This window comes from Formivibrio sp. oc-25, assembly GCF_055810895.1.
The window spans coordinates 1-25,528 of sequence record NZ_JBVVOL010000021.1 but is presented as its reverse complement, the minus strand read 5'-3'; the positions used below and the strand labels follow the sequence as shown (position 1 = coordinate 25,528).

At 57.1% G+C, this 25,528-nt stretch carries 22 protein-coding genes; 9 read left to right on the top strand and 13 right to left on the bottom strand.

The genetic code is table 11. From position 1 onward, the window contains the following. Positions 1–5: 5 nt before the first annotated feature. Positions 6–653, bottom strand: a complete 648-nt coding sequence (locus AC0KVQ_RS12700; RefSeq protein ID WP_473421532.1) for an NAD(P)-dependent oxidoreductase — start codon at positions 651–653, stop codon at positions 6–8. Between the two features lie 107 nt (positions 654–760). Between AC0KVQ_RS12700 and AC0KVQ_RS12695 the strand changes: the two genes are divergently transcribed. Beyond that, on the top strand, positions 761–1,672 hold the full coding sequence (locus AC0KVQ_RS12695; RefSeq protein ID WP_473421531.1) for a LysR family transcriptional regulator: 912 nt from the start codon (positions 761–763) through the stop codon (positions 1,670–1,672). 486 nt (positions 1,673–2,158) lie between these two features. Here the strand turns inward: AC0KVQ_RS12695 and AC0KVQ_RS12690 are convergent, their stop codons facing one another. The 6 genes from AC0KVQ_RS12690 to AC0KVQ_RS12665 all read right to left on the bottom strand — a co-directional run bounded on the left by AC0KVQ_RS12690 (position 2,159) and on the right by AC0KVQ_RS12665 (position 8,085). Continuing rightward, entirely contained in the window at positions 2,159–3,472 is a 1,314-nt protein-coding gene (locus AC0KVQ_RS12690; RefSeq protein WP_473421530.1) for a DUF445 domain-containing protein, read from the bottom strand. Positions 3,473–3,585: 113 nt separating this feature from the next. Further along, entirely contained in the window at positions 3,586–4,251 is a 666-nt protein-coding gene (locus AC0KVQ_RS12685) for a thermonuclease family protein (RefSeq protein ID WP_473421529.1), read from the bottom strand. Next, positions 4,248–5,267, bottom strand: a complete 1,020-nt coding sequence (locus tag AC0KVQ_RS12680) for a nucleoid-associated protein (protein ID WP_473421528.1) — start codon at positions 5,265–5,267, stop codon at positions 4,248–4,250. The genes AC0KVQ_RS12685 and AC0KVQ_RS12680 overlap by 4 nt, the downstream gene beginning before the upstream one ends. A gap of 156 nt (positions 5,268–5,423) precedes the next feature. Beyond that, positions 5,424–5,822, bottom strand: coding sequence for a bacteriohemerythrin (locus AC0KVQ_RS12675; RefSeq protein ID WP_473421527.1), 399 nt, complete (start codon positions 5,820–5,822; stop codon positions 5,424–5,426). A 66-nt stretch (positions 5,823–5,888) separates the two neighbouring features. Beyond that, positions 5,889–7,502, bottom strand: a complete 1,614-nt coding sequence (locus tag AC0KVQ_RS12670; RefSeq protein ID WP_473421526.1) for a methyl-accepting chemotaxis protein — start codon at positions 7,500–7,502, stop codon at positions 5,889–5,891. A gap of 241 nt (positions 7,503–7,743) precedes the next feature. Next, positions 7,744–8,085 carry a zinc ribbon domain-containing protein YjdM gene (locus AC0KVQ_RS12665; protein WP_473421525.1) on the bottom strand — a complete coding sequence of 114 codons (342 nt, stop codon included), beginning with the start codon at positions 8,083–8,085 and terminating at the stop codon, positions 7,744–7,746. A gap of 383 nt (positions 8,086–8,468) precedes the next feature. Between AC0KVQ_RS12665 and mutS the strand changes: the two genes are divergently transcribed. From mutS to greB, 7 genes are all read left to right on the top strand, one after another. After that, positions 8,469–10,988: a DNA mismatch repair protein MutS gene (mutS, locus tag AC0KVQ_RS12660; RefSeq protein WP_473421554.1), complete on the top strand. Its 2,520-nt coding sequence runs from the start codon at positions 8,469–8,471 to the stop codon at positions 10,986–10,988. Between the two features lie 600 nt (positions 10,989–11,588). Next, positions 11,589–13,217 (top strand): methyl-accepting chemotaxis protein, encoded by a 1,629-nt coding sequence (locus AC0KVQ_RS12655; protein ID WP_473421524.1) that lies wholly within the window; start codon positions 11,589–11,591, stop codon positions 13,215–13,217. 271 nt (positions 13,218–13,488) lie between these two features. Next, positions 13,489–15,258 carry a GAF domain-containing protein gene (locus tag AC0KVQ_RS12650; RefSeq protein WP_473421523.1) on the top strand — a complete coding sequence of 590 codons (1,770 nt, stop codon included), beginning with the start codon at positions 13,489–13,491 and terminating at the stop codon, positions 15,256–15,258. Then, positions 15,233–15,862, top strand: coding sequence for a response regulator (locus AC0KVQ_RS12645; RefSeq protein WP_473421522.1), 630 nt, complete (start codon positions 15,233–15,235; stop codon positions 15,860–15,862). Before AC0KVQ_RS12650 ends, AC0KVQ_RS12645 begins: the two co-directional genes overlap by 26 nt. 103 nt (positions 15,863–15,965) lie before the next feature. Next, positions 15,966–16,535, top strand: coding sequence for a hypothetical protein (locus tag AC0KVQ_RS12640; RefSeq protein WP_473421521.1), 570 nt, complete (start codon positions 15,966–15,968; stop codon positions 16,533–16,535). Positions 16,536–16,632: 97 nt separating this feature from the next. After that, on the top strand, positions 16,633–17,787 hold the full coding sequence (gene rluB / locus AC0KVQ_RS12635; protein WP_473421520.1) for a 23S rRNA pseudouridine(2605) synthase RluB: 1,155 nt from the start codon (positions 16,633–16,635) through the stop codon (positions 17,785–17,787). A 12-nt stretch (positions 17,788–17,799) separates the two neighbouring features. Further along, positions 17,800–18,357 (top strand): transcription elongation factor GreB, encoded by a 558-nt coding sequence (gene greB / locus AC0KVQ_RS12630; RefSeq protein WP_473421519.1) that lies wholly within the window; start codon positions 17,800–17,802, stop codon positions 18,355–18,357. Positions 18,358–18,426: 69 nt separating this feature from the next. Here greB and AC0KVQ_RS12625 read toward each other — a convergent pair whose 3' ends face one another. The 6 genes from AC0KVQ_RS12625 to ppsR form a co-directional block, all read right to left on the bottom strand. Next, positions 18,427–20,997, bottom strand: coding sequence for a [protein-PII] uridylyltransferase (locus AC0KVQ_RS12625; protein ID WP_473421518.1), 2,571 nt, complete (start codon positions 20,995–20,997; stop codon positions 18,427–18,429). A gap of 6 nt (positions 20,998–21,003) precedes the next feature. Beyond that, entirely contained in the window at positions 21,004–21,813 is an 810-nt protein-coding gene (map, locus tag AC0KVQ_RS12620; RefSeq protein WP_473421517.1) for a type I methionyl aminopeptidase, read from the bottom strand. Positions 21,814–21,927: 114 nt separating this feature from the next. Then, the gene (minE, locus tag AC0KVQ_RS12615) at positions 21,928–22,188 is read right to left on the bottom strand and encodes a cell division topological specificity factor MinE (protein WP_473421516.1); all 261 of its coding nucleotides are present in this window, start codon (positions 22,186–22,188) and stop codon (positions 21,928–21,930) included. Between the two features lie 3 nt (positions 22,189–22,191). Then, the gene (gene minD / locus AC0KVQ_RS12610) at positions 22,192–23,001 is read right to left on the bottom strand and encodes a septum site-determining protein MinD (protein WP_473421515.1); all 810 of its coding nucleotides are present in this window, start codon (positions 22,999–23,001) and stop codon (positions 22,192–22,194) included. A 57-nt stretch (positions 23,002–23,058) separates the two neighbouring features. Next, positions 23,059–23,781: a septum site-determining protein MinC gene (gene minC, locus AC0KVQ_RS12605; RefSeq protein ID WP_473421514.1), complete on the bottom strand. Its 723-nt coding sequence runs from the start codon at positions 23,779–23,781 to the stop codon at positions 23,059–23,061. Positions 23,782–23,867: 86 nt separating this feature from the next. Continuing rightward, entirely contained in the window at positions 23,868–24,689 is an 822-nt protein-coding gene (ppsR, locus tag AC0KVQ_RS12600; RefSeq protein ID WP_473421513.1) for a posphoenolpyruvate synthetase regulatory kinase/phosphorylase PpsR, read from the bottom strand. 126 nt (positions 24,690–24,815) lie between these two features. Between ppsR and AC0KVQ_RS12595 the strand changes: the two genes are divergently transcribed. Continuing rightward, positions 24,816–25,528 (top strand): PEP/pyruvate-binding domain-containing protein (locus AC0KVQ_RS12595; RefSeq protein WP_473421512.1); only part of this gene is annotated, 713 nt, incomplete at its 3' end.

Genomic DNA, 25,528 nt, shown 5'->3' with positions numbered 1-25,528 from the left:
GGATCTCAGCGATATGCAACGGTCACGATGGCCTGGCGATGCGTACCCTGTTCCAGCTCGGAAACGAAGGCTTCGGCGTAATCCGCGTAGGAAATGGCGCTATTGCCGGCTGCATCCGTCAGCAGCTTGCCTTCTCCTACCTGGTAATTGCCTTTTTTGTCGCCAGGAGCAATGACCGCTGCCGGAGCAAAGAAGGTCCAGTCCAGATCGGTCGCATTGCGGAAAACATTCAGGGCTTCACGATGCGCCAGCGCGACCGCTTTGTAAGCATGCGGGAATCCCGGAGTATCGACCAGTTGCACGCCCGGCGCCACTTCCAGACTGCCCGCGCCGCCAATGACCACCACACGCTTGATGCCGGCCGCGCGTGCGGCAGCGATCAGGGCGCGCGCCACATCCGCCACCTGATTCGGGGCAATCGGCTGAGCCATGTCCGGACCATAGGCACTGGCGATGACATCGTGGCCGCGTACCGCTTCGGTCAGTGCCGCGACATCGAGAATATCGACGACTTTTTGTTGCGCGCCGGCAAGTTCGGCTGGCAGAGATTTGTCGCTGCGGGTCAGCGCGGTCAGGGTGTGTTGTTTGCGTTGTGCTTCCTTGGCGATTTCCTGGCCGATGTTGCCGGTAGCGCCGATCAGGGCGATTTTCATTTTCGGTTCCTTGTGCGATGTGTAGAGAGTGATTGCATTCTAGTTGCTTGAAATACAGCAAAAAACCGCGTATCAATCGCATATTTGTTGCATGGATCGATCAAATAATGGACCGAATCACCGCAATGCGTGTGTTTGCCGAAGTGGTGGATAGTGGCAGCCAGACGGCTGCGGCAGAAAATCTGGACATGTCGCGCGCCATGGTCACGCGCTATCTGGCCGAGCTGGAGCAATGGCTGGGTGAACGCCTGCTGCATCGGACCACGCGCCGTCTGAGCCTGACCGATGCCGGGCAGGATTGCCTGCTGCGTTGCCGTCAGGTGCTGGCGCAGGTGAGCGATCTGGAAAGCAGTGCCGGCATGCGCAACGCTGAACCCAAGGGGCTGATCCGGATCACTGCCGCGATGTCGTTCGGGCGGCTGCATCTGGCGCCGGCGATTGCCGAGTATGTGGCGCGTTACCCGCTGGTGCAGGTGGACATGCAGTTGCTGGACCGCACGGTCAATCTGGTGGAAGAACGCATCGATCTGGCCATACGCATCAGCAACGATCTGGACCCGAACCTGGTGGCACGCAAACTGGCACCCTGCCGGTCAGTGATTTGTGCAACGCCGGCTTATCTGGAAAAGAACGGAATTCCGCAAAGGCTGGAAGATCTGGCCCAACACAATTGCCTGACCTATGCCCATTTCGGCAAGAGCCAGTGGCGTTTCAGTCGCAACGGCATGCCGGAAAGTGTACAAGTCAGTGGCAATATCAGCGCCAACGAAGTTTCCACCTTGCTGGAAGTGACACTGGCCGGGGCCGGCATCAGCATGCAGCCGACCTATCTGGCTGCACCCTTGCTGCATTCCGGCGCACTGGTTACCGTGTTGCCGCAGTGGCAGCCGCTGGAAATGGGCATCCATGGCGTGTATGCCTCGCGCCGCTACCTGCCGCCGGCCTTGCGCACACTGCTGGATTTCCTGGCCGAGCGCCTGGGGCCCGAGCCCGCTTGGGACAAGCTGCTACAGATGTAGCAGCTGACACCAATCCTTTTCCGTTGCCGAATCAAGGTGTTGGGTTTCCCCGCAATATTGTCTGATACAGCCCACTATTAGGCTCTGTTGACGTTTGATTGTTTTTTACGCAAGCCCGCCAACTTGCCGGGGCGAGAAGCCAGGCGCCAGCAATACCGGTGTATTGCGAGCATTGACGACAAAGCATCCGGCAAGATTGGCGGACTTGCCCTTCGGGCGGCGGGGTCTTTTGCTCCATTACGGCGTTATTTCCCACTTGCGGTACCCGTACCGCGGCCTGGGAAATAACGCCGTAATGGAGCAAAAGACCCCAGCCGCGTAAAAATTAATCAAATGTCAACAGAGCCTAAGGTGGCCCTTGAATTTACCGACCTCGCCGTAGGTCGGAATTCATTCCGACATCCACGGCCCCTGGCTGTCAGGTTAAAGCCCGACCTGTGGCAGCGTGGTTTTTGCATGATGAACCCTATGAATTCAAGGGCCAGGTTAATAAATTGGCGCGCCTTGTTGCAGCATCAGGCTTACAACGTGGATCAGCAGGCCGATACAGCCACCTACCAGCGTGCCGTTGACCCGGATGAATTGCAGGTCGGGCCCGATGTTCAATTCCAGCCGGTCCACCATGTAGCGGTCATCCCAGGCCTTAAACTGCTCGGCAATGAATTGGCCGATCTTGTCGCGATACTCCTCGATCAGTGCGGGTGCCGCTTCGGCTATCTGCGCGTTGATCCAGCCCTGCAGCGCCGGGTCTTCCTGCAGGCGTTGTCCCAGGGTGGCGGCAAGTTCAACAACGTGCGCGCGCAAGGTGGAATCGGTGCGGTGCAGGTCGGCATGCAGCCAGGTCACAAACTGCTGCCACAGTGATTGGGCATAGGTGGCAAGCGCCGGATGCTGCAGCAATTCCAGCTTGATGGCTTCGCCTTTGTGCTGGAACTCCGGATCGTGTTTCAGCTTTTCCACGAAACCGGCCACATACTGATCGAAGCGCATGCGCAGGGCGTGATCCGGATTGGCATGCATGCCCTGCAATTCCTTTTGCATGCCACGCACCAGTTTTTCCACGACAAAACGGCTCGCTGCGTGGTCCAGGCGGATATAGCGCAGGAAATCCAGCTCGCTGGCGATGAGCTCGGTCAGGCGCGAACGCACTTCCGGGCGTTCGAGCTGGCGATCGATCTCTTGCAGCAGCTCATCGAGCAAGGCATGGTGGCGGCCGTTGCTGGTGAGTATCTGCAACAGATCGCCACTGAAACGTGACAGGTCGAGTTTTTGCAATTGCGCGACGATGCTGCCTTGCAGAAACGCCAGCACCCGCCGGTCATCCAGCACATTCAGGGCATAGGAGGCGGCGCGGACAGCCAGGCTGCCCATGCGTTTCTGCGTCTGGGGCTTGTTGAGCCACAGCGACAAACGGGCTGCCGGGTTGAACTCTTGCAGTTTGCCCAGAATGCGTTCGGTGGAAAGAAAATTGCTCTGGATGAAGCTGCCCAGGTTGTCGGCAATGCGGCCCTTGCTGCGTGGCAGGATGGCGGTATGCGGGATCGGCAAACCCATCGGCCGGCGAAACAGGGCCACGATGGCAAACCAGTCGGCCAGCGCACCCACCATGGCGGCCTCGCTGAAGGCCACCACATAAGGCAGCGCCGGATGACTTGCCTCAAAATAGGTACTGACCAGAAACAGCGCCGTCATCAGCAACAGCAAGCCGGTGGCGGTATGCCGGGTCTGTTTCAGCCGCAGGCGCTTGGCCGCGATTTCGGCTGCATCGCGAGCGATATAAAGTGTATCTTGCTGGGTCATCGTTGCATCCTTGGCTGATAACCTGTTCAGGCATTGATACTGCTTGCGTTTGATTGCGCATGGACCACGAGGACAGCCGCTGCAAACGGATTAACGTCTGCGGCGACAGGGTTTCAACGGCAAAGCGCTTCGCACGGTGTACCGTCCCGATTGCCGTCCAGTTTGTCCAGCCCGCATTGCGTGAGGTAAAAGCGTGCTTCCTCGCAACTTTTCATCTGATTACAGCTTAGCTTGTTGCCGCAGCGCATGGCAGTTGCAGCGGTAGTGCGTGACTTTTGCTGATCCAGAAACAGACCGAGCAGCCAATCCCAGTCGTTGTCTTTTTTCTGCTGGCGGCGCCATTGCCACGGTGGCTGCGGATCGGGCTGCGACCATAAACCGCGACTTGCCGCACGTGCCTGCTGTTCTGCTGCCAGCATCCCGGCATCATGCGCATACTGCACATAGACCCAGGCCATGCCACGCTGCACTTGCTGCAGGTTGATATTGCTGCCATTGCGTCTGATCGTGCCGACCAGCCGTTTATAGCGGTCTTCAGCTTCGACCTCGACGCTGACTTCCTGACCGAAGACCAGTTCGGCCAGCGACTGGCGCGAGCGCTCGCCAAACGGCTGCCCCTTTTCCGGCGCATCGATCTGGGCCAGGCGGATTTTATATGACTGACGAGCCACCAGCAGGGTAAGGGTATCGCCATCATTGACCCCTACCACGCGCCCGTTCAGGGTTTGTGCCAGCGATGGCGTACTCAGGCACAGCAGGAAAAGCAGAATCCGGATCATTCGTTGTTGCCGGATTCGGCCTGTAACTGCCGCTTCAGCTCGTCAGGGATGTTGTAGAGCACGATGGTGTCGTTATTGCGGTTGTAGATCACATCGCCATTGCGCAGGCTGCTGCGGTTGAATTCCAGCTTCCAGTTCGATGCTGCGCCCTTGAAGCGCAACAACGGGCGAATCGCGCGGCGATCCGGAATGCAGCCACCGCTCAGACCCAGTTGTTCATCATTGAGGGTGGCGCGCAGCGCCTCCGGTGCCTCTGGGCACAGCACGCTGGCCACGCTATCTACATTCCAGGGCAGGTCGTTTTCACCCAGATCATCCAGATAGCGGTGTGCTTCCTCAAACAGCTGATTGCGTGCTTCGGGTTCCAGTTGTTGCGTTTCGGCAAACTGCTCAATCCCCTTGATCAGTTTCTGGGTTTCCTTCAACGCCGCCACGACATCATTGCAACCGAGGAACAGCTTGAAGTAGTTGGCGACATCGGTGCGGCCTTTCAGAAAACTGATATAGCGGCCGCTGTCACTTTGCCAGGCCGCCAGATCGATGCGCCCGGCTGCGCGCAGGTTGGCCATGTCCAGGTACAGGCTTTCCTGCATGTCCAGCTGTTCGGTCATGGCCATGCCGATGGCTTCGGTAATGATCGCAACCAGCAGGGTATCGGCGGCGGCACTGTGGCGCATGCGCGCAAACAGCACATAACCGCCGCAGGCCAGGTTTTCTTCCTCAACACGCGTTTGCAGCAGCTGCATCATTTGCTGACTGAACTGGACGAAATCGAGTGTCTGTTCCTGCACGTAGGTACGCAGCAGTTGCTCGGTCGGAAATTGCCCGGCATCGGTTTCAAATTTGCCGAATCCCTTGGCCGGTTTGGCCGAATAGAGCTCGTTCAGTTGCGTGACGAGTTGCTCGGTCAGCGGGGTGATGGCCATTTCCTGCTGGCGCAATTCCAGGCTAGCCGGGCCATGCGCCTCCTTGACGAGCTTGTGGACGATCAGATTGATAGTGGGGAGGGTATTCATGCGAAAGCCTTGATTCAATGTACCTGCCACGTGGCGAGGCAGGCAAGGAAGGGGGCGATTGTCAGCCCTGGGGCCGGATTGTTCAAGGCTGCAAAAATTGATCCGACAAAAAAGGGGGCGGTGATTCGCCCCCTGATTCATCAGATGTTGTGGCCCTTATTTGCCGGCCAGTGCCAGCCCAAGCTTGGCATCGCGCGATTTGATATGCGTGCGCAGCCAGTCACCCAGGAAATTGAAAACGCTGACCGACAAGGTGGTGGAGCCGGATTTGAAGCGGGTTTGCAAATCCAGCACGTCGTTCACCAGCTTGACGTGTTCCTCCTTGTGGGCGGCCATGTCGGCATAACCGATCTGCTGCATGAACATTTCTTCACGCTTGAAATGGCTGGCTGTGTATTTGATCAATTCATCCAGAATGCCGCCCAGCACGCTGTTGCCTTGCCCGGCCTTCATGGCGTCATACAGTTTGTTGACCAGATTGACGAGTTGCTTGTGGTCATGGTCGATTTGCGCATTGCCGACGGAAAGATCATCCGTCCAGTTGAAGTAAGCCATAAAACTCCCTTTCCTTTGTATTGAGATGGTTACGCCGGGTGATCCCCGGTCTGTGCTTGTTTCTGGTTAAAGCCGGAATTGCGATACCGTGGCATGCAGATCCCCGGCCAGTTCCGCCAGCTTCTCGGTCGTTTCCCCGGCCTGGCGTACCGCATGGTCGGACTGGTGCACCATGCCGGCAACACGTTCGATGTTCTGGGCGATGTTGTTGCTGGCGGCGCGCTGCTCGGCTGTGGCGTGGGCAACGTCCTGAATCTTGACCAAGGTATCGTGGCTGCCGCTCTTGATATCCTGCAAGGCTTGTGCCGCTTCGTTGGCCAGTTGTACGCCATGTTCAACCTGCGGACGGATGGCCTGCATGCTGTCCACCACCGAATCGGTATCATTCTGGATGGCCAGGGTGCCTTGCGTGATTTCCTGCGTGGCACCAGCAGTGCGTTCGGCCAGTTTGCGCACTTCATCGGCCACCACGGCAAAGCCGCGCCCCTGCTCGCCGGCGCGGGCGGCTTCGATGGCTGCATTCAGTGCCAGCAGATTGGTTTGTTCGGCAATCTCCTGAATGGTGCCGGCAATGCCGCCAATTTGGCGCGAGCGACCGGACAAGCTGGCGATCTTGTCCGTGGCCGTGTTGATCTGTCCGGATATGTGCTGGATGGCATCGGACGCCGCATGCACCCGTGCTTCACCGATATCGGCCAGTTGAGCCGTGCGGCTCGAATTGCGTTCCCCTTCCTGTGCGTTTTCGGCGATCAGGCCGATGCTCACGGTCATTTCCTCGATGGCTGCGGCCGAAGAAGAGGTGGCTTCCGCTGATTGTTCGGCAGAACGGCTGATGATTTTCATCTCGTCGGCGATTTCACGCGAGGCCGCGCTAACGGCGTCCGCATCGCGCACGATGGTATGGATCACGGTTTTCAGATGCTGTTGCATGCGGGCCAGCGCATGCAGCAAGCTTCCCTCCGGTGCCTGCGGCAAACTCTGGGTGAGATCACCCTCGGCGATTCTGGTGGTGGCCTGCATCGCCAGGGCAGGTTCACCCCCGAGTTGTGCATAGATCAGGCGCGACAAGGTTGCCGCCAGTGCAACCGCAACCAGAATTACCACCAGGCTGAAAATGCCCAGTTTCAGCGCGTGCCGGTAGAAAGCCTGTTCGATGTCATCGACAAAAAAGCCGGTGCCCAAGGTCCAGCCCCATGGCGCGAAATGCGTCACGCCATTGAGCTTGGGGAAGACCTCTTCGCTCTGGCTGCCTGCTTTCTTGGTATAGATTGTGACCAGTGCCGGGTCCGATTGGGCTAGGGCATCCCGATAAACCTGAACCGTGGTACGGCCATCTGGCACCTTGCTGCCAACATCCTGCTTGCCCAGGCGTTTGGTATCCGGGTGGGCGACAAAGACATCTTCGCCATTGCGGGCAAACAGGTAATCACCCCCATGCTTCATGCTGCTCAGCAGCGTTACAGCCTGCTGCTGTGCCTGTTCTCTCGACAGCGTGCCGGCCTTTTCCTGCTCGTGCAGTTCCTGCAAGACCCCGCGGGACAAATGCAACAGGGTGCGAATCTGGTTGCCGCGCTCTTCTTGCATGGTGGAATGAATATCGCGTACGGCCATGCCTGCCATCAGGATCAGGCCAACAACCGTGCACAGGACGATCAGCATAAGCCGCGTCGAGAGTTTCATGGTGTTCCTTGTCGGGTTTGTGGGGGTAATGCAGAAATGCGGTAAGGAATTTACCATGCAATGATCATGGTTTTTTTGCTGCAGGGCAAAATACGGGCCATGGCCAATGTACATATCTGGCGGGAGATGCCTGGTACGCCATCAGTTGTGGAGAAGTCACTGCGCCAGCCAGGCCCGGTGGAGCCTGGCTGTTTGATTCAGAGCTTGATCATCGCCTTGCAGCAAGATCGTGGACAAGTTCTCAGGCTTTTTTCAGGAAGCAGGCTTTTAGCATGAAGCTGCCGGCGTCGGTCTTGCAGTCTACTTCATGATCGCCGCCTACGAGACGGATACTCTTGATCTTGGTGCCTTGCTTGAGCGTGATGGAAGAACCCTTGACCTTCAGATCCTTGATCAACACTACTGCATCACCGTCAGCCAAAACATTGCCGTTGGCATCTTTCACAACGGCGCTGTCATCGTCTTCTGCAGTGGATACCGCGTTGGCCGGCCATTCAAAGCCGCAGTCGGCACACACGTAGTTGTCGCCATCCGGGTAGGTGTTTTCCAGGGTGCATTGCGGGCAGGCGGGGGTGTTGGACATGATTTCCACTTTCATATTAAGAACCTGTTTCATAAGACGGCTGCGCCGTCGCATCTGGCAGTCGGGCAGTATTCGGAATCCTCATGTACTCACATCTACATTCCGGTTCCTGTGTGCTGTCCTCCTGCCACCTGCTTTGGCTTGCTCGTCTTCTGAGACAGGTCCAGGGCCAAAAGCAGGGCAGCGTAACGCCACGATCAACACAGGGCAAGCCTGAATTTTCTACCTTGCACCGGGCCAGACATTGGATAATCGCGGTTTTGATTTTTTCGGTGGCCATGGTTTGGGCCGCCCGGCATGAGGTTGAAGGCATGGTAAAGCGCATCAGCAAAGCAGGTGAGAGCACAACGGCAGAGTCAGACGGGCTGGAAAAACACACGCCGATGATGCAGCAGTATCTGCGAATCAAGGCGGATCACCCGGACAAGCTGGTGTTTTACCGCATGGGCGATTTTTACGAGTTGTTCCACGACGATGCAGTGCGTGCGGCCAAACTGCTCGATATCACGTTGACTACGCGTGGCCAATCGGCCGGTGTGCCAATCCGCATGGCCGGTGTGCCGTTCCATGCCGCTGAGCAGTATCTGGCGCGGCTGGTGAAATTCGGTGAATCGGTGGCCATCTGCGAGCAGGTGGGCGAAGTCAATGCCAAGGGGCCGGTCGAGCGCAAGGTGGTGCGCGTGGTCACGCCGGGCACGCTCACCGATACCGCCCTGCTGGACGACAAACGCGAAAACCGCCTGCTGGCCCTGGCTCTGCACAAGGGTCAGCTTGGGCTGGCATGGCTGTCGCTGGCTTCCGGCGACTTTGCCTTGATGGATACCGATGCCGACAAGCTGCAGTCCGAACTGGAGCGCCTGCGTCCGGCGGAAATCCTGGCGCCAGACGATGCCGATCTGGTGCTGCTGGCGCAATTGCCAATCCCGGTGCGCAAGCTGCCGGTCTGGCAGTTTGATACCGCTGCCGCCAGACGCAACCTGACCCGGCATTTCGGCACGCATGATCTGGCCGGGTTCGGCGTCACGGATACCATGCTGGCGGTTGGCCCGGCCGGCGCGCTGCTGGAATATGTGCGCAGCACGCAGGGTGGCATCCTGCCTGCACTCGATGGCCTGCGCGTGGAGCATCCTTCGCAATATATCGAACTCGATGCCGCCACCCGGCGCAATCTGGAGCTGACCGAGACGATACGCGGGGAGGCCACGCCCACCCTGTTTTCGCTGCTCGATCACTGCGCCACTGGCATGGGCAGCCGTCTGCTCGCGCACTGGCTGCATCACCCCTTGCGCAGCCAGCCGCGCATTCTGGAGCGGCAAACGGCGATTGCCACGCTGATTGAATCCGGTTGCTATCAGACAATCACCAGCGTGCTCGAAAACGTGGCCGATATCGAGCGCATCACGGCGCGCATTGCCCTGCGCAGCGCCCGCCCGCGCGATCTTTCCAGCCTGCGCGATAGCTTGGCGCAACTACCGCATTTGGCAGGTGTGCTGCCGCAGAGTGAATTTTTCAGCAACATGGCGCAGTTGCTGCAGCCCGATCCGGCGCTGTTCGCGCTGCTGAGCACGGCGATCCTGCCGGAACCTTCGCTGGTGTTGCGCGAAGGCGGCGTGATCGCCGACGGTTTTTCGCCGGAACTGGACGAGCTGCGTGCAATCCAGAAAAACTGCGGCGAATTTTTGCTGGAGATGGAAGCGCGCGAGCGTGAGCGCACCGGCATCGCCACGCTGCGTGTCGAATACAACCGTGTGGCCGGCTTCTTTATCGAGATCACCAATTCCTATCTGGATCAGGTGCCGGATGATTATCGACGTCGCCAGACCATGAAAAATGCCGAGCGTTTCATCACGGCCGAGCTGAAGACTTTTGAAGATAAAGCACTCTCCGCGCAGGAGCGCGCGCTGGCGCTGGAGAAATCGTTGTTCGAAGGCTTGCTCGAACAACTGCAAGCCTATCTGGCCGAATTGCGTCTGGCTGCGCAGGCCGTGGCCACGCTCGACGTGCTGGCCTGCCTGGCAGAACGCGCCGTGCTGGGCAATTACGTGGCGCCAGAGTTCGTCGATGAAACCGTGATCCGCATCGATGCCGGCCGTCATCCGGTGGTCGAGGCACAGATCGACGATTTCATTCCCAATGGCGTGGATCTGCATCTGGCGCGCAAGCTGCTGCTGATCACCGGGCCGAACATGGGCGGTAAATCGACCTATATGCGCCAGGTGGCCTTGATCGTGCTGCTGGCGCATGTCGGCAGCTTGGTACCGGCCACTGCCGCCGTGATTGGCCGGGTTGATCGAATTTTCACCCGGATCGGCGCGAGCGACGATCTGGCAGGCGGGCGTTCGACCTTCATGGTGGAAATGACCGAAACCGCCAACATCCTCAACAATGCCAGCGAACACTCATTGGTGCTGATGGATGAAGTCGGGCGAGGCACCTCCACTTTCGACGGTCTGGCACTTGCCTGGGCGATTGCACGGCAATTGATCGAAAAGAACCGCGCTTACACCCTGTTTGCCACGCATTATTTCGAGCTGACCCGGCTGGCTCAGGAATACCCGATGGTGGCCAATGTCCATCTGGATGCGGTGGAGCACAAGGACAGCATCGTTTTCCTGCATGCGGTACAGGAAGGACCAGCCTCGCAGAGCTATGGCGTGGCGGTAGCGCAGCTCGCCGGCGTACCGCGTGAAGTCGTCCGGCAAGCCAAGCGCAAGCTGGTCGAACTCGAGCAGAGCAGCGTGCGTGTGGAGGGGCAGGGCGATCTGTTTGCCGTATCAGCCCCCAGCGAAGAAGCCGAACCACATCCAGTTATCTTGCAGCTGCAGGATATCGATCCGGACAAACTTTCCCCGCGCGAGGCACATGCCTTGCTCTACCAGTTGCGCGATTCGCTCGCGGACTAGTCAACCATGGATGCTACCGCTTGTGCGGCGGTAGGCATCCGTCCAATCAATGTCTTCGATAATTGATCATCTGCCACTGCCTGAATAAATTAGGCATATTCTGATATTTTTCTAAGAAAAATCTTATTTTTTGATTTGAAACCACTGATTGTCTGGTGTGCCGGATAAATGATACAAACACTCGCCACATGGTTATTGGCATGACCATTAGAATGGTCTGCTGGGCGAAGTGGCTCATGGCGAATAAATCACATTGAAATTCGTGGATTTTCCACCCTGCTGGATGTCTGTCGGGGAGGTAAGCAAATCTTGAGTTAGGGTTGTTGCTTACTGGTGAAAATGGATTGGTCGTGTAGTATTTTGATTGCCATTGATATCGTCAGGTTTTTCCAATGAATATGGGGATGTCGTCATATTTATTGGAAATGCTTGGTTGTGTGTGATTGTTGGAATCAGGCGATGTTCTCAATTTGTGCTATTGCCTGAAAATAAAAATACTTATCGGTGCCGACCTCGGTTTGGCGCCGATTTTTTATCATTTTTTACAAAAAAATAATTTCATCTTTCTGCAATAGGCACGGATCGATGAGGGAGAGAAAAATGAGGAAATTGTCGATATCCCAGCGCATTTCGATGATGCTGATCATTTCTGTCATTTCATTGCTGATAGTAGGATTTGTTGGTCTGTTCGTGGCAAAGAAGGAATCAGAAAGTATTCAGCAGATCACAGGTGATAGCCTGGCCAGTATTGAAATGCTGAGTGAAGCACGAGAAACCTATATGGAAATTCGTATCAACATCTACCGCCATGTCATGAACATGGATGAGCCCAAGATGCTGGAAGTCGAGAAGTCACTGGAAGGTCAGTCCAAAATGCTGATGCAGCAGTTGCAGGATTATCGCAAGTTGCTGTCAGGTGATGGTGAGGACAAGAAATTGCTCGAATCCAATACAGCCAACCTGCAGTCCTATCTTGATATTCTCCAGTCACAGTTGTTGCCGAAATCCCGTCAGAACGATAAAAGCGGTGCCAATGCCATCCTATTTGAACAGCTTGCTCCCCTTGGTGACAAAATCAGACTGGGTTTCAATGAGCACATGGAGTTCAACAAGAAACATGCTGCCCAGATTTCCCAGGATGCCCTGGCCAGTGCCGAGCAGGGAAAATTGGCTTCGCTGATCACCATCGTCATTGGCGTGATTGTGACAGGCCTGCTTGGATTATTTCTGGTTCGGGAACTTCGATTCCGTCTGAGCCGACTGCAACAAATGATGGAGCAGGTGAATCACGCATTGGATTTTACCGAACGGCTGCCCATCTCGCGCATGGATGAATTGGGTAACACCGTTCACGCGTTCAATAACCTCCTGGATCGGCTGCAAGGCAATCTGAAATCGATTGCTGCTGGCGCACAATCCGTGGCTGCCGCCTCCAGCCAAATGGCAGCTACCTCGTCACAGGTTGCCACGGCTTCGCATGAGCAAAGCGAGGCGGCTTCGGGCATGGCAGCCACCGTTGAGGAGATGACTGTCAGCATCAATCATGTGGCAGATCGCGCGCAGGAAACCAACCGTATTTCAAGTGAATCCGGTCAACTGGCTGTCTCGGGGGAGGCTGTCATCGGCAAGGCAGCACATGGAATTAACCAGATTGCGACGACGGTGCATGATGCAGCCTCTCGTATCCATGAACTGGAAGAACACAGTGCCCGCATTTCCAGTGTGGTAGCCGTAATCAAGGAAGTGGCCGACCAGACCAATCTGCTTGCGCTGAATGCGGCTATCGAAGCTGCACGTGCGGGTGAGCAGGGGCGCGGGTTTGCCGTGGTTGCTGATGAAGTGCGCAAGCTTGCTGAACGAACGGCAGTTTCCACGCAAGAAATTGCTAGTACCATTGATGCAATGCGTGCCAGCGCGGGCAATGCAGTGCACAGCATGGAAGCTGCGGTGGCGGAAGTTAGCCAGGGCGTGGCGTGCGCGAATGAAGCCAACGATTCGATCCGTCGCATTGGTGAGGGCAGCCGCAACGCGGTGGGCATGGTCGAGGAGATCGCAGCGGCGATCCGCGAGCAGGGTGCGGCCACCAACAATATCGCAGCGCAGATTGAGAAGATTGCACAAATGTCGGAAGAAAGCAGTGCTGCAGCGGTAGAAAGTGCCCGGGCTGCAACCTCGCTGGATAGTCTCGCAGGCGAAATGGCTGGCATCGTTTCTGCCTACAGACTGTGATAAAGGTTATTGAGGAAGCGTACGTTTAATCCATGCTTTTCATGGCTTGCCTTTTAGCGAGTTCCCCAGCTGCTCATGACCAGAGCGTTGGCAGGGGCGTTGCGGGCTATGACGCAATCTCGCATTGATCCGAACCTTTGAAGAAGAATGCCGGAGACGGTCGATCAACTGTATTTGAGCAGCTGGTCGACTGCTTGCTTGCCACGTGTCTGGCTGGCGCGATAGCGCGAAGGTTCTTGGACAAGTATTGGCCTGGTGGGCGGGTTGTCAGTTGAAGAAAAAGGAGCTGGATTTGCCCGGTGGTCGCCGCTTTTTCCGTACCACGCGGATCACGGTGCGTAACGAGGGAGGGCGAGTCCAGCGCATAGCTGGAGTCAGGCCCGATCTGATGGGAAGCACGCGCACGCAAAATGATTTGCGCAGACTCAATCGCGAACTCAAGTTGCTTAGTGCATGCGGCCGGGCAGTGATTCAGGCAGCGGATGAGACCGATTTGCTGAAGGAGATTTGCCGGCAAATCGTGGATGTCGGCGGGTACCTGATGTGTTGGGTCGGCCGCCTGATACCCGACGTACACGGAGGGGTAACGCCCATTGCCACTGCTGGTGGGGCTGAAGCATATCTGGCTGATGCCGCGATTACCTGCGCAGGTGCAGGCCATGATCCCGGCATGGTTGGAGATGCAGTCCGTTCCGGACGTGTCGGGGTCGAGCGTGACATTCCTCGTCATCCCGCGTGGTTGGCTCGCCGGGAAATTGCACGGCGCTTTGGTTTGCGCGCAGCTATCGCACTGCCATTCAGCCTGGGTCCAAAGGCATCAGCCGTTCTCAATATCTTCAGTGCGCAAGCACATGCTTTTGGCGCGGATGAAGTACTGCTGCTGGAAGAATTGGCCAGCAACCTAGCCTTTGGCATTGCCTCTTTGCGCGAACGCACTGAGCGCCAACGTGCGGAACTCGAGCTTCGCATCAGCGAACAGAAGTACCGTACGCTGGCGGAAAATTCTCCCAGTGTCATCATGCGGTATGACAGAGAGTGCCGGCGAACCTATGTCAATCACGTCTACATCAAAGAAATTCTGGCTCCGATGGATGATGTGCTCTGGGTGGCTCCTGGCAGTGGCTGGCGGGCGAGCATGCCGGTTGAGGAGTACCTGGCAGTCCTGCGAAAAGTCATGGATAGCGGTGAATCCGCGCAGATCCTGCTTGAATGGCCGCGCCTGATCGACGGACAAGCCATGAGCCTGGCCATCCATGTAGTTCCGGAATATGACCTGGATGGCAGGGTGAGTGGACTCCTGGCCATTGGCCATGATGTCACTGCGCTCAAGCAGACCGAGCGGCAGCTTCAGGAGTCACTGAGGTTGTTGCAGGAACTCATGACGCAGCGGGAAATCGCCCTTGAGGCTGAACGAAAACATATCGCCCAGGAAATTCATGATGAGCTGGGCCAGCATCTCACTTCATTGCGCATGGGTATTTCCGGCTTGCGTTTTCAGTTTTCAGCGCAGATACCGGCATTGGTTGAACGCGCACAGGGGCTGATTGCCCTGGCTGACAAGGCAATCCAGGTCGTGCGCGATGTGGCCAGCACCCTTCGTCCGTCTGTCATTGATGCAGGTATTGTGTCGGCACTGGAGTGGCAATTGACAGAGTTCGCCAGCCATACCGGAATCGCCACACATCTGGTCATCGAGGAAAATGATGTACCTCTGAACGATATGCGTGCGACGGCGCTCTTTCGTATTGTTCAGGAATCACTGACCAATGTTGCCCGGCATGCCGCAGCTCGCCAGGTCAATGTTGTCCTGCGCCGCCAGAGCGATGATTATGTGCTGGAAGTTCGTGATGATGGCTGTGGGTTTGATAGCAGGGTTCCCGCGTGGACATCGCTGGGGATGCTGGGCATGCGCGAACGTGCGCTGAGGCTTGGTGGTGAACTTGTCGTTGTCAGTCTTCCCGAGCAGGGAACGACAATCCAGATACGCTTTCCGGTGCAAGAAAAGGAGAACAGGGATGATTCGTCTGCTCATTGCGGATGACCATACGATCATGCGCGAAGGATTGAAGCAGCTGTTTTCATTGGTGCCGGATATCGCTGTGGTGGCTGAAGCGGCAAGCGGCGAGGAAATTATCGCGTGTCTCCAGACGCTGGAGGCCGATCTGCTGCTGCTGGACATGAACATGCCCGGCCTCAATGGAAAAGAACTCATTGCGCAGTTGCGGGCGCATTCTCCACGACTGCCCATCCTTGTGCTGTCGATGTACAACGAGCCACAAATTGCCCGCCAAGCCCTCAGGGCCGGTGCGGCGGGCTATCTTTCCAAGGACCGGGATCCTGAAATGTTGTTTGCCGCGATTCGCGAGGTAGCGACTGGCAGACGTTTCCTCGATCCGCAGATTGCACAGAATATGGCTTTTGAAACGCATGGCGCGGCAGATGGGCCACATCTGGATCGGTTAACCCGTCGGGAAATGCAGGTTTTTCAGTTCCTTGCGCAAGGCAAGGGTGTTGGCGAAATTGCCGATCGGCTCCGGATCAGCAATAAAACGGTGAGTACTCACAAAGCCAACCTGATGGAAAAAATGGGATTCGCTTCCCATGTCGAGCTCTTTCGTTATGCTTTGGCGCATGGTTTGGTCTAGGTTCTGCTGACATTTCAGTGTTTTTTACGCAAGGTGCACAAATTGGCGGCAGTCGAGGCCTGGCAGCAGAACTTGCCAAGTTAGGCATTTGTGGCATGACCTCTTGACCGTTCGTCAGTTTCAGCTTTTACTGATATATCGGTTTGCTATGTTGATTCGTGGCATGAATAATAAAGCTAATGCTTGCATGGACGATTTTGTCATCAGGATAAATGGTAAAGAAAGGATAGCTGTGGAAGCGAGTAATGAAGCCGTTGTGAGTTCCGGATTGGATGCCGGGATCGCGCGTTTTCTGGGGGCCAGCGATGCTGGTGATGAAGATGGGATCCGACTGGCAGATATTCGTGCCAAGGCTGCCAGCGATTTGACCGAGTATGGCAAGGTGCTGACCGAGGCAATCAATAGACTGGGTGTACGAATTCCACCGGCAATACAACTGCATAGTCCGGATGAAGGTCACGTCCTGGCAATGGGAGACAATGCCAGGATTGCCGAGGTCACTGAGCTGATCAACAACGATACGATGCTGCTCAAGCGTTTCAAGGAAGTTGAGGTGCTGCATGTCCTGATTCGTCGGGCAGAATTGCGTCTGAGCGGCCAGTCGATGACATGCCAGCATTTCAATCTTGGGTTGACCAGCTTGGGGTGCATTGCGTTTTTTACCGAGGCTTGATGCGCTTGTCGAATTCCATGAATATCGGGCCGCGATGAGCGGCCCGAATGTTTTATAACCCTGTATAATCAATGCCTTTTTTCAGATTGGTATCGCCATGAAATCCGCTCCCCGCGCCCGTCGCCCGCAGCCAGAGATCCGCGAGCAGAAAACCGCCCGCAACGATGCGGCTACGCTGCGCGCGGGTAAGCCTGCTTCCCAGGCCCGTTCCAAACGTCGTGATCCGCTTGATGAATGGCAGACACGCCCCCCCCGCGATGCCGTGCGTGCTACGCCGGATACCGGGCGTTCACAATCCACCTCTGGTGTGCCAGGCGAACAGCAGGATGCCAAGAAACGTCAGACCAAGCGTCGCGATCCGGATCCTGCCACTCGTGCCAAGCGCCTGAAAGTTCGCCCAGGTTCGCAAAAGGAAGTGGCGATTCTGAAGCAGCTACGCGAAAAGCGCCTGCCACCGGAACAGCTTAACGCCGAGCGTTTGCAAAAAGCCCTGGCAATGACGGGCTATGGTTCCCGTCGTGAAATGGAAGAAGCCATTGAAGCCGGTCGTGTATCCGTCAACGGTAAGGTCGCGCATCTGGGCGACAAAGTTCGCCCTGGTGATGAGGTGCGTTACGATGGCAAACGCGTGAATATCAAGTGGCAGGATCGTTTGCCGCGTATCGTGCTCTATCACAAGCAGGAAGGCGAACTGGTCAGCCGCGATGATCCGCAAGGCCGTACTACCGTGTTTGATCGTCTGCCCAAGATCGACAACAGCAAGTGGATCGCAATCGGTCGCCTGGACTTCAACACCAGCGGTTTGCTGATCTTTACCACGTCCGGCGATCTGGCCAACAAGATGATGCACCCGCGCTTTGAGGTCGAGCGTGAATATGCCGTGCGCGTCCTGGGTGAGCTGACCGACGAGCAGAAAAAGGAACTGTTGGCCGGCATTGAGCTTGATGACGGTCCGGCACGCTTTGACAGACTGGCCGATGGCGGCGGGGAAGGGCAGAACCACTGGTATCACGTGATTCTGAAAGAAGGCCGCAACCGCGAAGTCCGCCGCATGTTTGAATATTTCGGCCTGACCGTGAGCCGCCTGATGCGGGTGCGCTTCGGTGCATTCGGCCTGCCACCGCGCTTGAAGCGCGGCCAGTTTTATGAGCTGAACGAGACCGAAGTGCTATCCATGATCAAGTGGGCGGGTTTGCGTTTGAACGGTCAGGAAAAAACGGCGGTCAAGCGCGCGACGGTCGACAGAGAGTAACGGGTTTCGGGCATGAACAAGGCATTCACCAAGGAAACGGATCAGGACGAGGACGATCTCCCGGCCGAACTCAAGGTGCCGAGCGGCAGCAAGAACTATATGACGCCGGGCGGGCACCGTCGCATGCGCGATGAACTGTACCAGCTGGTACACAAGGATCGGCCGGAGTTGACGCAGTTGATCAACTGGGCTGCATCCAATGGGGACCGCTCCGAAAATGGTGATTACATCTATGGCAAACGGCGGCTGCGCGAAATCGATCGACGCATCCGCTTTTTGACCAAACGTCTGGAAAATGCCGAAGTGGTTGATCCGGAGACGCGCGAAGCCACTGATCAGGTATTTTTCAGTGCCACGGTGACGTATGCGCGCGAGGATGGCCGAGAGGAAACCATTGCCATCGTCGGCATCGATGAAACCGATCTGACGCGCAATCATGTCAGCTGGACTTCACCGGTGGCCCGCGCCTTGCTCAAGGCGCGCGAGGGTGATGTGGTACAGCTGCGCACCCCGACCGGTATCGAGGATCTTGAAATCCTCGAAGTCTGTTATGTCAGCCTGGAGGGCTGATCTGCCGCCAGCAGTTACTTGCCCATGAAAAAACCTGTCCCCGACAGGTTTTTTTGTTTTCAACCAAGCCTAACCGCGCAATGCCTGCAGCAAGTCTGTTTCGAGCTGCACCACCGCCTTGTCGTCATCGAGCAACTTGCCCGATATCAGGAAGGTATCCTCGGCACGCTCGCCGAGCGTCATGATCTTCGCCGATTCGATGGCGATGCAATTGGCCGACAGTTCGTGTGCAATGGTCGAGAGCAGGCCCGGACGATCGCCGGCCAGCACGGACAGGACATGGAATTTTCCGCTGCGCTCGTCCGGGCGGATGCTCACGCGCGGCTCCATCGGGAAGTGGCGCAGCTGGCGCGAGACGCGTCCCTTGTGTGGCGGCGTGAGCGGGGCATGCTCTTTCAGGCGGTGCGCCAGCTCGTATTCCACGTAACTGATCAGATCCCGATAGGATTGATGGCGGTTGTCGGCTATGTAGACGTAGAAGCTGTCGAGCGCGTAACCCCGGCGTGTCGTATGAATCTTGGCATCGAAAATGTTGTAACCGGCGCGCTCGAAAAAGGCACAGATACGCGCAAACAGATCGGGTTGGTCGGGGGTGTAGACCAGTACCTGCAGGCCTTCTCCGGATTCGGACAAGCGTGCCCGCACGATCGGTTCCTGTGTTTCGATGCGAGAAAACAGGTTGCGGGTGTGCCAAGCGATTTCGCGCGCATCATGGCGCAGGAAATACACGGTGTCCAGATCCTGCCAGAAGCGCTCGTGTGCGTCCGGACGGAAGCCATAGAGCTGTAGTTGGCGTTTGGCTTCTTCCTGACGTTCTTCCATCCAGGAATCCAGCGTGATGTTCTGGCTGGTCAGGAGACGACTGGTCGCCCTGAACAGATCTTCCAGCAGCTTGGCTTTCCAGGCATTCCACACCTTGGGGCTGGTACCGCGGATGTCGGCGACAGTGAGCAGATAAAGCGCGCGTAGCCGGCGCTGGTTGCCGACCAGCTCGGCAAAGCGCGTGATGGTGTCTGGATCGTAGACATCTTCCTTCTGGGCGACGTGCGACATGACCAGGTGATGCTGCACCAGCCACGGAATCAGTTCACGGTCTTCCTCATTGAGCGGCTGGCTGGCGCACCACTTGCGTGCGATCTCGGCGCCCTTGGCTGAATGGTCACCACCGCGGCCCTTGCCGATATCATGGAACAATGCGGCCAGATAAAGCGCTTCCGGATGGTTGCACTCGGTCAGCAGGCGCGAGCACAGCGGATACTCATGGGTAAAGGCCGGGTCGGCAAAGCGGCGCAGATTGCGCAGCACCATCATGGTGTGTTCATCCACGGTGTAGACGTGGAACAGGTCATGCTGCATGCGCCCGACGATATCGCCGAATTCCGGGATGAACCGACCGAGCACGCCATACTGGTTCATGCGCCGCAGCGTATGCGTCTGGCCGGCGGGTGCCTTGAAAATGTCGATGAACAGCTGCCGGTTGACCGGATCATTGCGAAAACGGTCATCGATCAGTGGGCGCGCATTCCATAGTGCGCGCAACGTGGCCGGTGCAATGTCGCGTACTTCGCGCAGGGTCTGGTAGAGATGGAAGGCTTCCAGGATGGCCGAGGGTGTGCGCTCGAATACATCGGGCGAAGTCATTTCCAGCAGGTCGCCACGACGCTGGAAACGGGCATTGATGGCTACGACCGGTGTGTCGATCTGGGAATAGATGCGTTGCCTGAGCGCCTGCAACAGTAGCGGAGTCAACTGCCCGACCACGCGTGCGGCCAGGTAATACTGCGCCATGAAGGCTTCACTGGCGCGCAGTGCGAGCGAGCCCTGACCGGTGCTGGTGAAGCCGAAATCTTCGGCCAGCTGGTTTTGATAATCGAACAGGATGCGGTCTTCGTGCCGATTGGCGCGCCAGTGCAGCTGGATGCGGCAGCAGCGCAGCACGCGCTCTGCCCGGCGCAGTTTGCGGTGCTCTTCCGGGGTGATCAGTCCCATCGCAGCCAGTGCGCGCCAGCTCTTGCCCAGACCCAGGCTGTTGGTAATCCAGCCCAGCAGCTGCAAATCGCGCAGGCCGCCCGGTGCTTCCTTGATATTCGGTTCTAGCTTGTACAGCGCGTTCTGGTATTTGTCGTAGCGGACTTGCTGTTCTTGCAGCTTGGCCTCGAAAAATTCCTTGGGATCGATATGGCAGTGCAGTGTCCGGCGCAGTTCGGCAAATCGCTGCATGTCACCGGCCAGCAGGCGGTTTTCCATCAGCGTGGTCTGCACCGTAATGTCTTTTTCGGCCTCGGCCAGGCATTCAGCCAGCGTGCGCACGCTGTGGCCGACATCCATGCCGATATCCCACAGTTCGCCCACGAAGGCACTGACGGATTCCAGCTGTTCCGGTGTCGCGTCATCAGGCAACAGAATCAGGATATCCGTATCGGAAAATGGAAACTGCTCGCGCCGGCCATAACCACCCACGGCCACCAGCAGAAAGTTTTCCGGGAAAGCATGCTGCTGCCATAGTTGCTGTAAGGTCCGGTCGCTGAGCTCGGTCATTTCGTGCAACAACGGCGAGGCCTTGAACGGGTTGGCATAGCGCAGGCGCAGTGCTTCACGATCAGCGCGATAGGCCTGGCGGATCTCGGCAACAGCAGTCATTGATGCTTACCCCAGCAAGAGGTGGTCAGGTCGGGCCGGGCATTGATCCGAGAGGGTCAGCACCTCGACACCGGTTTCGGTGACCAGAACCGTGTGTTCCCATTGCGCCGACAGACTGCGATCGCGCGTGACGATGGTCCAGCCGTCTGCAAGGCTTTTGATCTCGCGTTTGCCGGCATTGATCATCGGCTCGATGGTGAAAATCATGCCGGGTTTGAATTCCGCTCCGCTGCCGGCGCGACCATAGTGCAGCACTTGCGGATCTTCGTGGAAACCACGGCCGATACCGTGACCGCAGAATTCGCGCACGATCGAATAACCGGCCCTCTCGGCATATTTCTGGATGGCTGCGCCAATATCACCAAAATGCCCGCCCGGCCTGACTTGATCGATGCCGATCCACATGCATTCGAACGTGACTTGCGAAAGGCGGCGGGCGTGGCTGGCTACATTGTCGCCGACCAGGAACATGCGGCTGGTGTCGCCGTGGTAGCCATCCTTGATCACGGTGATGTCCAGGTTGACGATATCGCCATTTTTCAATGGCTTGTCAGAGGGAATGCCGTGGCAAATCACCTGATTGACCGAGGTGCAGATCGATTTGGGGTAAGGTGTATAGCCCGGCGGCGCATAGTTGAGCGGTGCGGGAATACAGCCTTGCACGTTCACCATGTAGTCGTGGCAAAGACGATCGATCTCCTCGGTAGTCACGCCCGGTTTGACGAAAGGCGTGATGTAATCCAGCACTTCGGCGGCCAGACGGCAGGCGATGCGCATTTTTTCGATATCTTCGGCTGACTTGATGATGATGGACATGCTTGAAATCCGGCTGGGACGACTTGTGCCGTCGTGAATCGTATGTATTGCAAGAAGCCGGATGGCTGATGCCATCCGGATGAGAATGAATTCTAACTGAAACGTAGTGGCTGGTCAGCGGCGTGTGATTTCCGGCAATACGATATTGACTTCCAGTACTTCCAGTTCATCCTTGCGATCCAGTTGTACTTTGATGTCGTCCGGGTTCACGGCAACATACTTGGAAATCACTTCGACCAATTCTTTCTGCAGTTGTGGCAGATAGTCAGGTCCGGTCCGGCCAGCGCGCTCGTGCGCCAGGATGATCTGCAGGCGTTCGCGAGCGACGTTGGCGGTTTTTTTGCGGTTGCCCAGGAAATAATCAAGAATCGACATGGCTTATCCTCCGAACAGCCGTTTCCAGAACGGCTGCTTGGCGACATCGACGAAACGCAACGGCTTCTGTTCGCCCAGGAAGCGGCACACCACGTCCTTGTAAGCTTCGGAGACATCGGTGTTGTGCAGATGAATTGCCGGTGTACCGTCGTTGGAGGCTTGCAATACGGTTTCCGACTCGGGAACCACACCGATCAGCGGAATGCGCAGCAGGTGCTGTACGTCATCCAGCGAGAGCATTTCGCCCGCCTCGACGCGCTTGGGGCTGTAGCGGGTGATCAGAAGATGCGTTTTCACGCTTTCGCCTGCTTCGGCCTTTTTCGATTTGGCATCGAGAATGCCGATGATACGGTCGGAATCGCGTACCGATGAGACTTCAGGATTGGTGACAACAATGGCTTCGTCGGCAAAATAGAGCGCCATCAGCGCGCCGGTCTCGATGCCGGCCGGGCTATCACACACAATGTATTCAAAACCGTCGTGGATCAGCTCGTCGATGACCTTGGCCACTCCTTCGCGCGTGAGCGCGTCCTTGTCGCGAGTCTGAGATGCGGGCAACACAAAGAGGTTGTCGCAGTGTTTGTCCTTGATCAGCGCCTGGCGCAGCAGCGCTTCGCCCTGGATGACATTGACAAAGTCATACACGACGCGCCGCTCGCAGCCCATGATCAAATCGAGGTTGCGCAGGCCTACATCGAAATCGATGACGACGGTTTTGTAGCCGCGCAAGGCGAGTCCGGATGCAAAGCTGGCGCTGGTGGTGGTCTTGCCGACACCACCCTTGCCGGAAGTGACAACGATAATCTTGGCCACTTGGTTCCCCTGTCTTAATCTGTGCGGTCTATACCGCCTGTTGTTGCCGGTAGATGCTTACCGGATTTCGTTCAAGGCTTCGATCACGAGCTTGTCCTGATCGAGGTAAATCTGCGCCGGCTGCGATTTGATCGAAGTCGGCAATGTCTCATCCAGTGTGCGATAAACCCCACCGACCGAGACCAGTTCGGCTTCCAGGCAGGTGGTGTAGATACGGGCACTGGTATCGCCCTTGGCACCGGCCAGTGCGCGGCCACGCAAGGGGGCATAAACGTGGATATCGCCATCGGCAATCACTTCGGCGCCGGCCGAAACCAGTGCCAGCACCACCAGATCGCCGCCCTTGGCATAAATTTGCTGGCCGGTGCGTACCGGCCGGGTAATTACCAGTGTCGGAGTACGTGCTGCGCTGGTTGCGGGGGCGCTGACGGCGACGGGTGCCATGCTTTCATCCGACAGCGTGATCAGGCCTGCGGTTCTGGCTGCCGTCATCTGTGCCTTGTTGCCGCCACGTGCTGCGACCAGTTGCAGGTTGAAGCGGGACAGCAAGGTTGCCAGCGCAGCCACTTCATCGGCTTCCGGTGTTTCCGGCAGGCTGGAAAAATCAAGCGCGATCTGGTCGCCCGAGAGAAAGTGCTCTCCTTGACCCAGTTTTTCGCGCAGGGCAATTTCCAGCTTGAACGGGTCAAGCGTGGCAGGTGCAAAGGCAACCAGTTTCAGGTCGGCACTGCGAAATTCAAAGGCACTGGCAGCAGAGGCGGGGATCTTGATCTGGGACATCGGGTGATACGTTTTATCGGTGAAGTCGCGAGTTTACCGGTTCGCCCGGTCCGGTGAAAGGACGCAGACCGTCAAGCATTGCGCATTCAGGCAAAAATATGCCGTTTCAATCCGGTTCGATGCAGGATGGTGGTGGCCAGTTCTTCCACCGACAGCGTGGTGGTATCCAGAAAACCGATGCCGCTGCGCCGCATCATGGCTTCGGCTTCCTCCACTTCAAAGCGGCAGTTTTCCAGTGCTGCATATTTGCTGCCGAGTGCGCGCTCGGTGCGTATTTGCGACAGGCGTTCCGGATCAATCGTCAGGCCGAACAGCTTGTTGCGCCAGGGATGCAGGATTTTCGGCAGGTTGCTGTTGCCGAAATCATCCGGGGTGAGCGGGTAATTGGCCGCCTTGATGCCATATTGCAGTGCCAGGTAGAGGCAGGTTGGCGTCTTGCCGGAACGCGAAACACCCACGAGGATCACATCGGCCTCAGCCAGATCGCGCGGCCGTACGCCGTCATCATGGCTCATGGAAAAATTTACCGCCTCCATGCGATTCATGTATTCCGTGATATCCGAGATGGCATGCGCCACACCGGGGCGATGAGAGGCAGTTTGCTTCAGCTCGGTTTCCAGTTTGCCGATGAAAGGCGCGAACAGATCAAGATGCAGCGCTTCGGGTACGCGCTCATTCAGGTTCAGGGCCGGGTCAACCAGCGTGGCAATCACAATGGGTGTGGCCTGATCTTTGCCAGCTTGTTGGCGAATGGTTTTCGCGGCTTCATCAGCTTTTTCAGGTGTGTTGACGAACGGCAGGGTGATCTGCTGAAAGCTGACGCCTGAAAACTGGGTAAGCAGCGAGTGGCCAAGCATTTCTGCCGTGATACCAGTGCTGTCGGAAACAAAAAATACGGTTCTCGTCATGGCAATTTTGCGGGGATGGTTAAAAATGTAGTTATTCACAAACGACTACATTTTAGTTGTTTGCATAAAGTTTGTGCCATATATTTGTGCGCAGCAACAAACCACCTCACGAAGGAGCTGTGTCATATGAAAGCATCACCCGTATCTGGTTCGCTGGTTATCAATTTATCCCAGCTGCGCATGAGCGATGTGCCTCGGGTGGGCGGCAAGAATGCCTCGCTCGGCGAATTGATCTCGCAACTCTCCGCCAAGGGTGTGCGCGTGCCGGGCGGTTTTGCCACGACCGCCGAGGCCTGGCACCAGTTTCTGTCGCATCTTGGCTTGGCCGAACGTATTGATGCGTTGCTGGCCAAGCTCGATGTCGATGATATCCAAGCCTTGTCTCTGGCGGGCAAACAAATCCGCGACTGGATCATGCTGACGCCGCTGCCCGACGCGCTGGAGCAGGCGATTGTCGACAGCTATGCCGCGCTGGGCGAGGAGGTGACGGTGGCAGTGCGCTCCTCCGCCACGGCCGAAGACCTGCCCGATGCTTCGTTCGCCGGCCAGCAGGAGACCTATCTCAACATTCGCGGCGCGGCCAACGTACTCGATGCGATCCGCAAGGTCTACGCCTCGCTCTACACCGACCGCGCCATCGCCTACCGCGTGCATCAGGGCTACGACCACAAGCTGGTGGCACTCTCGTGCACCATCCAGCGCATGGTGCGCTCCGATGTGGGCGCGGCCGGGGTGATGTTCACCATCGATACCGAAAGCGGCTTCGACCAGGTGGTGTTCGTGACTTCCTCGTATGGTCTGGGCGAATCGGTGGTGCAGGGGCTGGTCAACCCGGATGA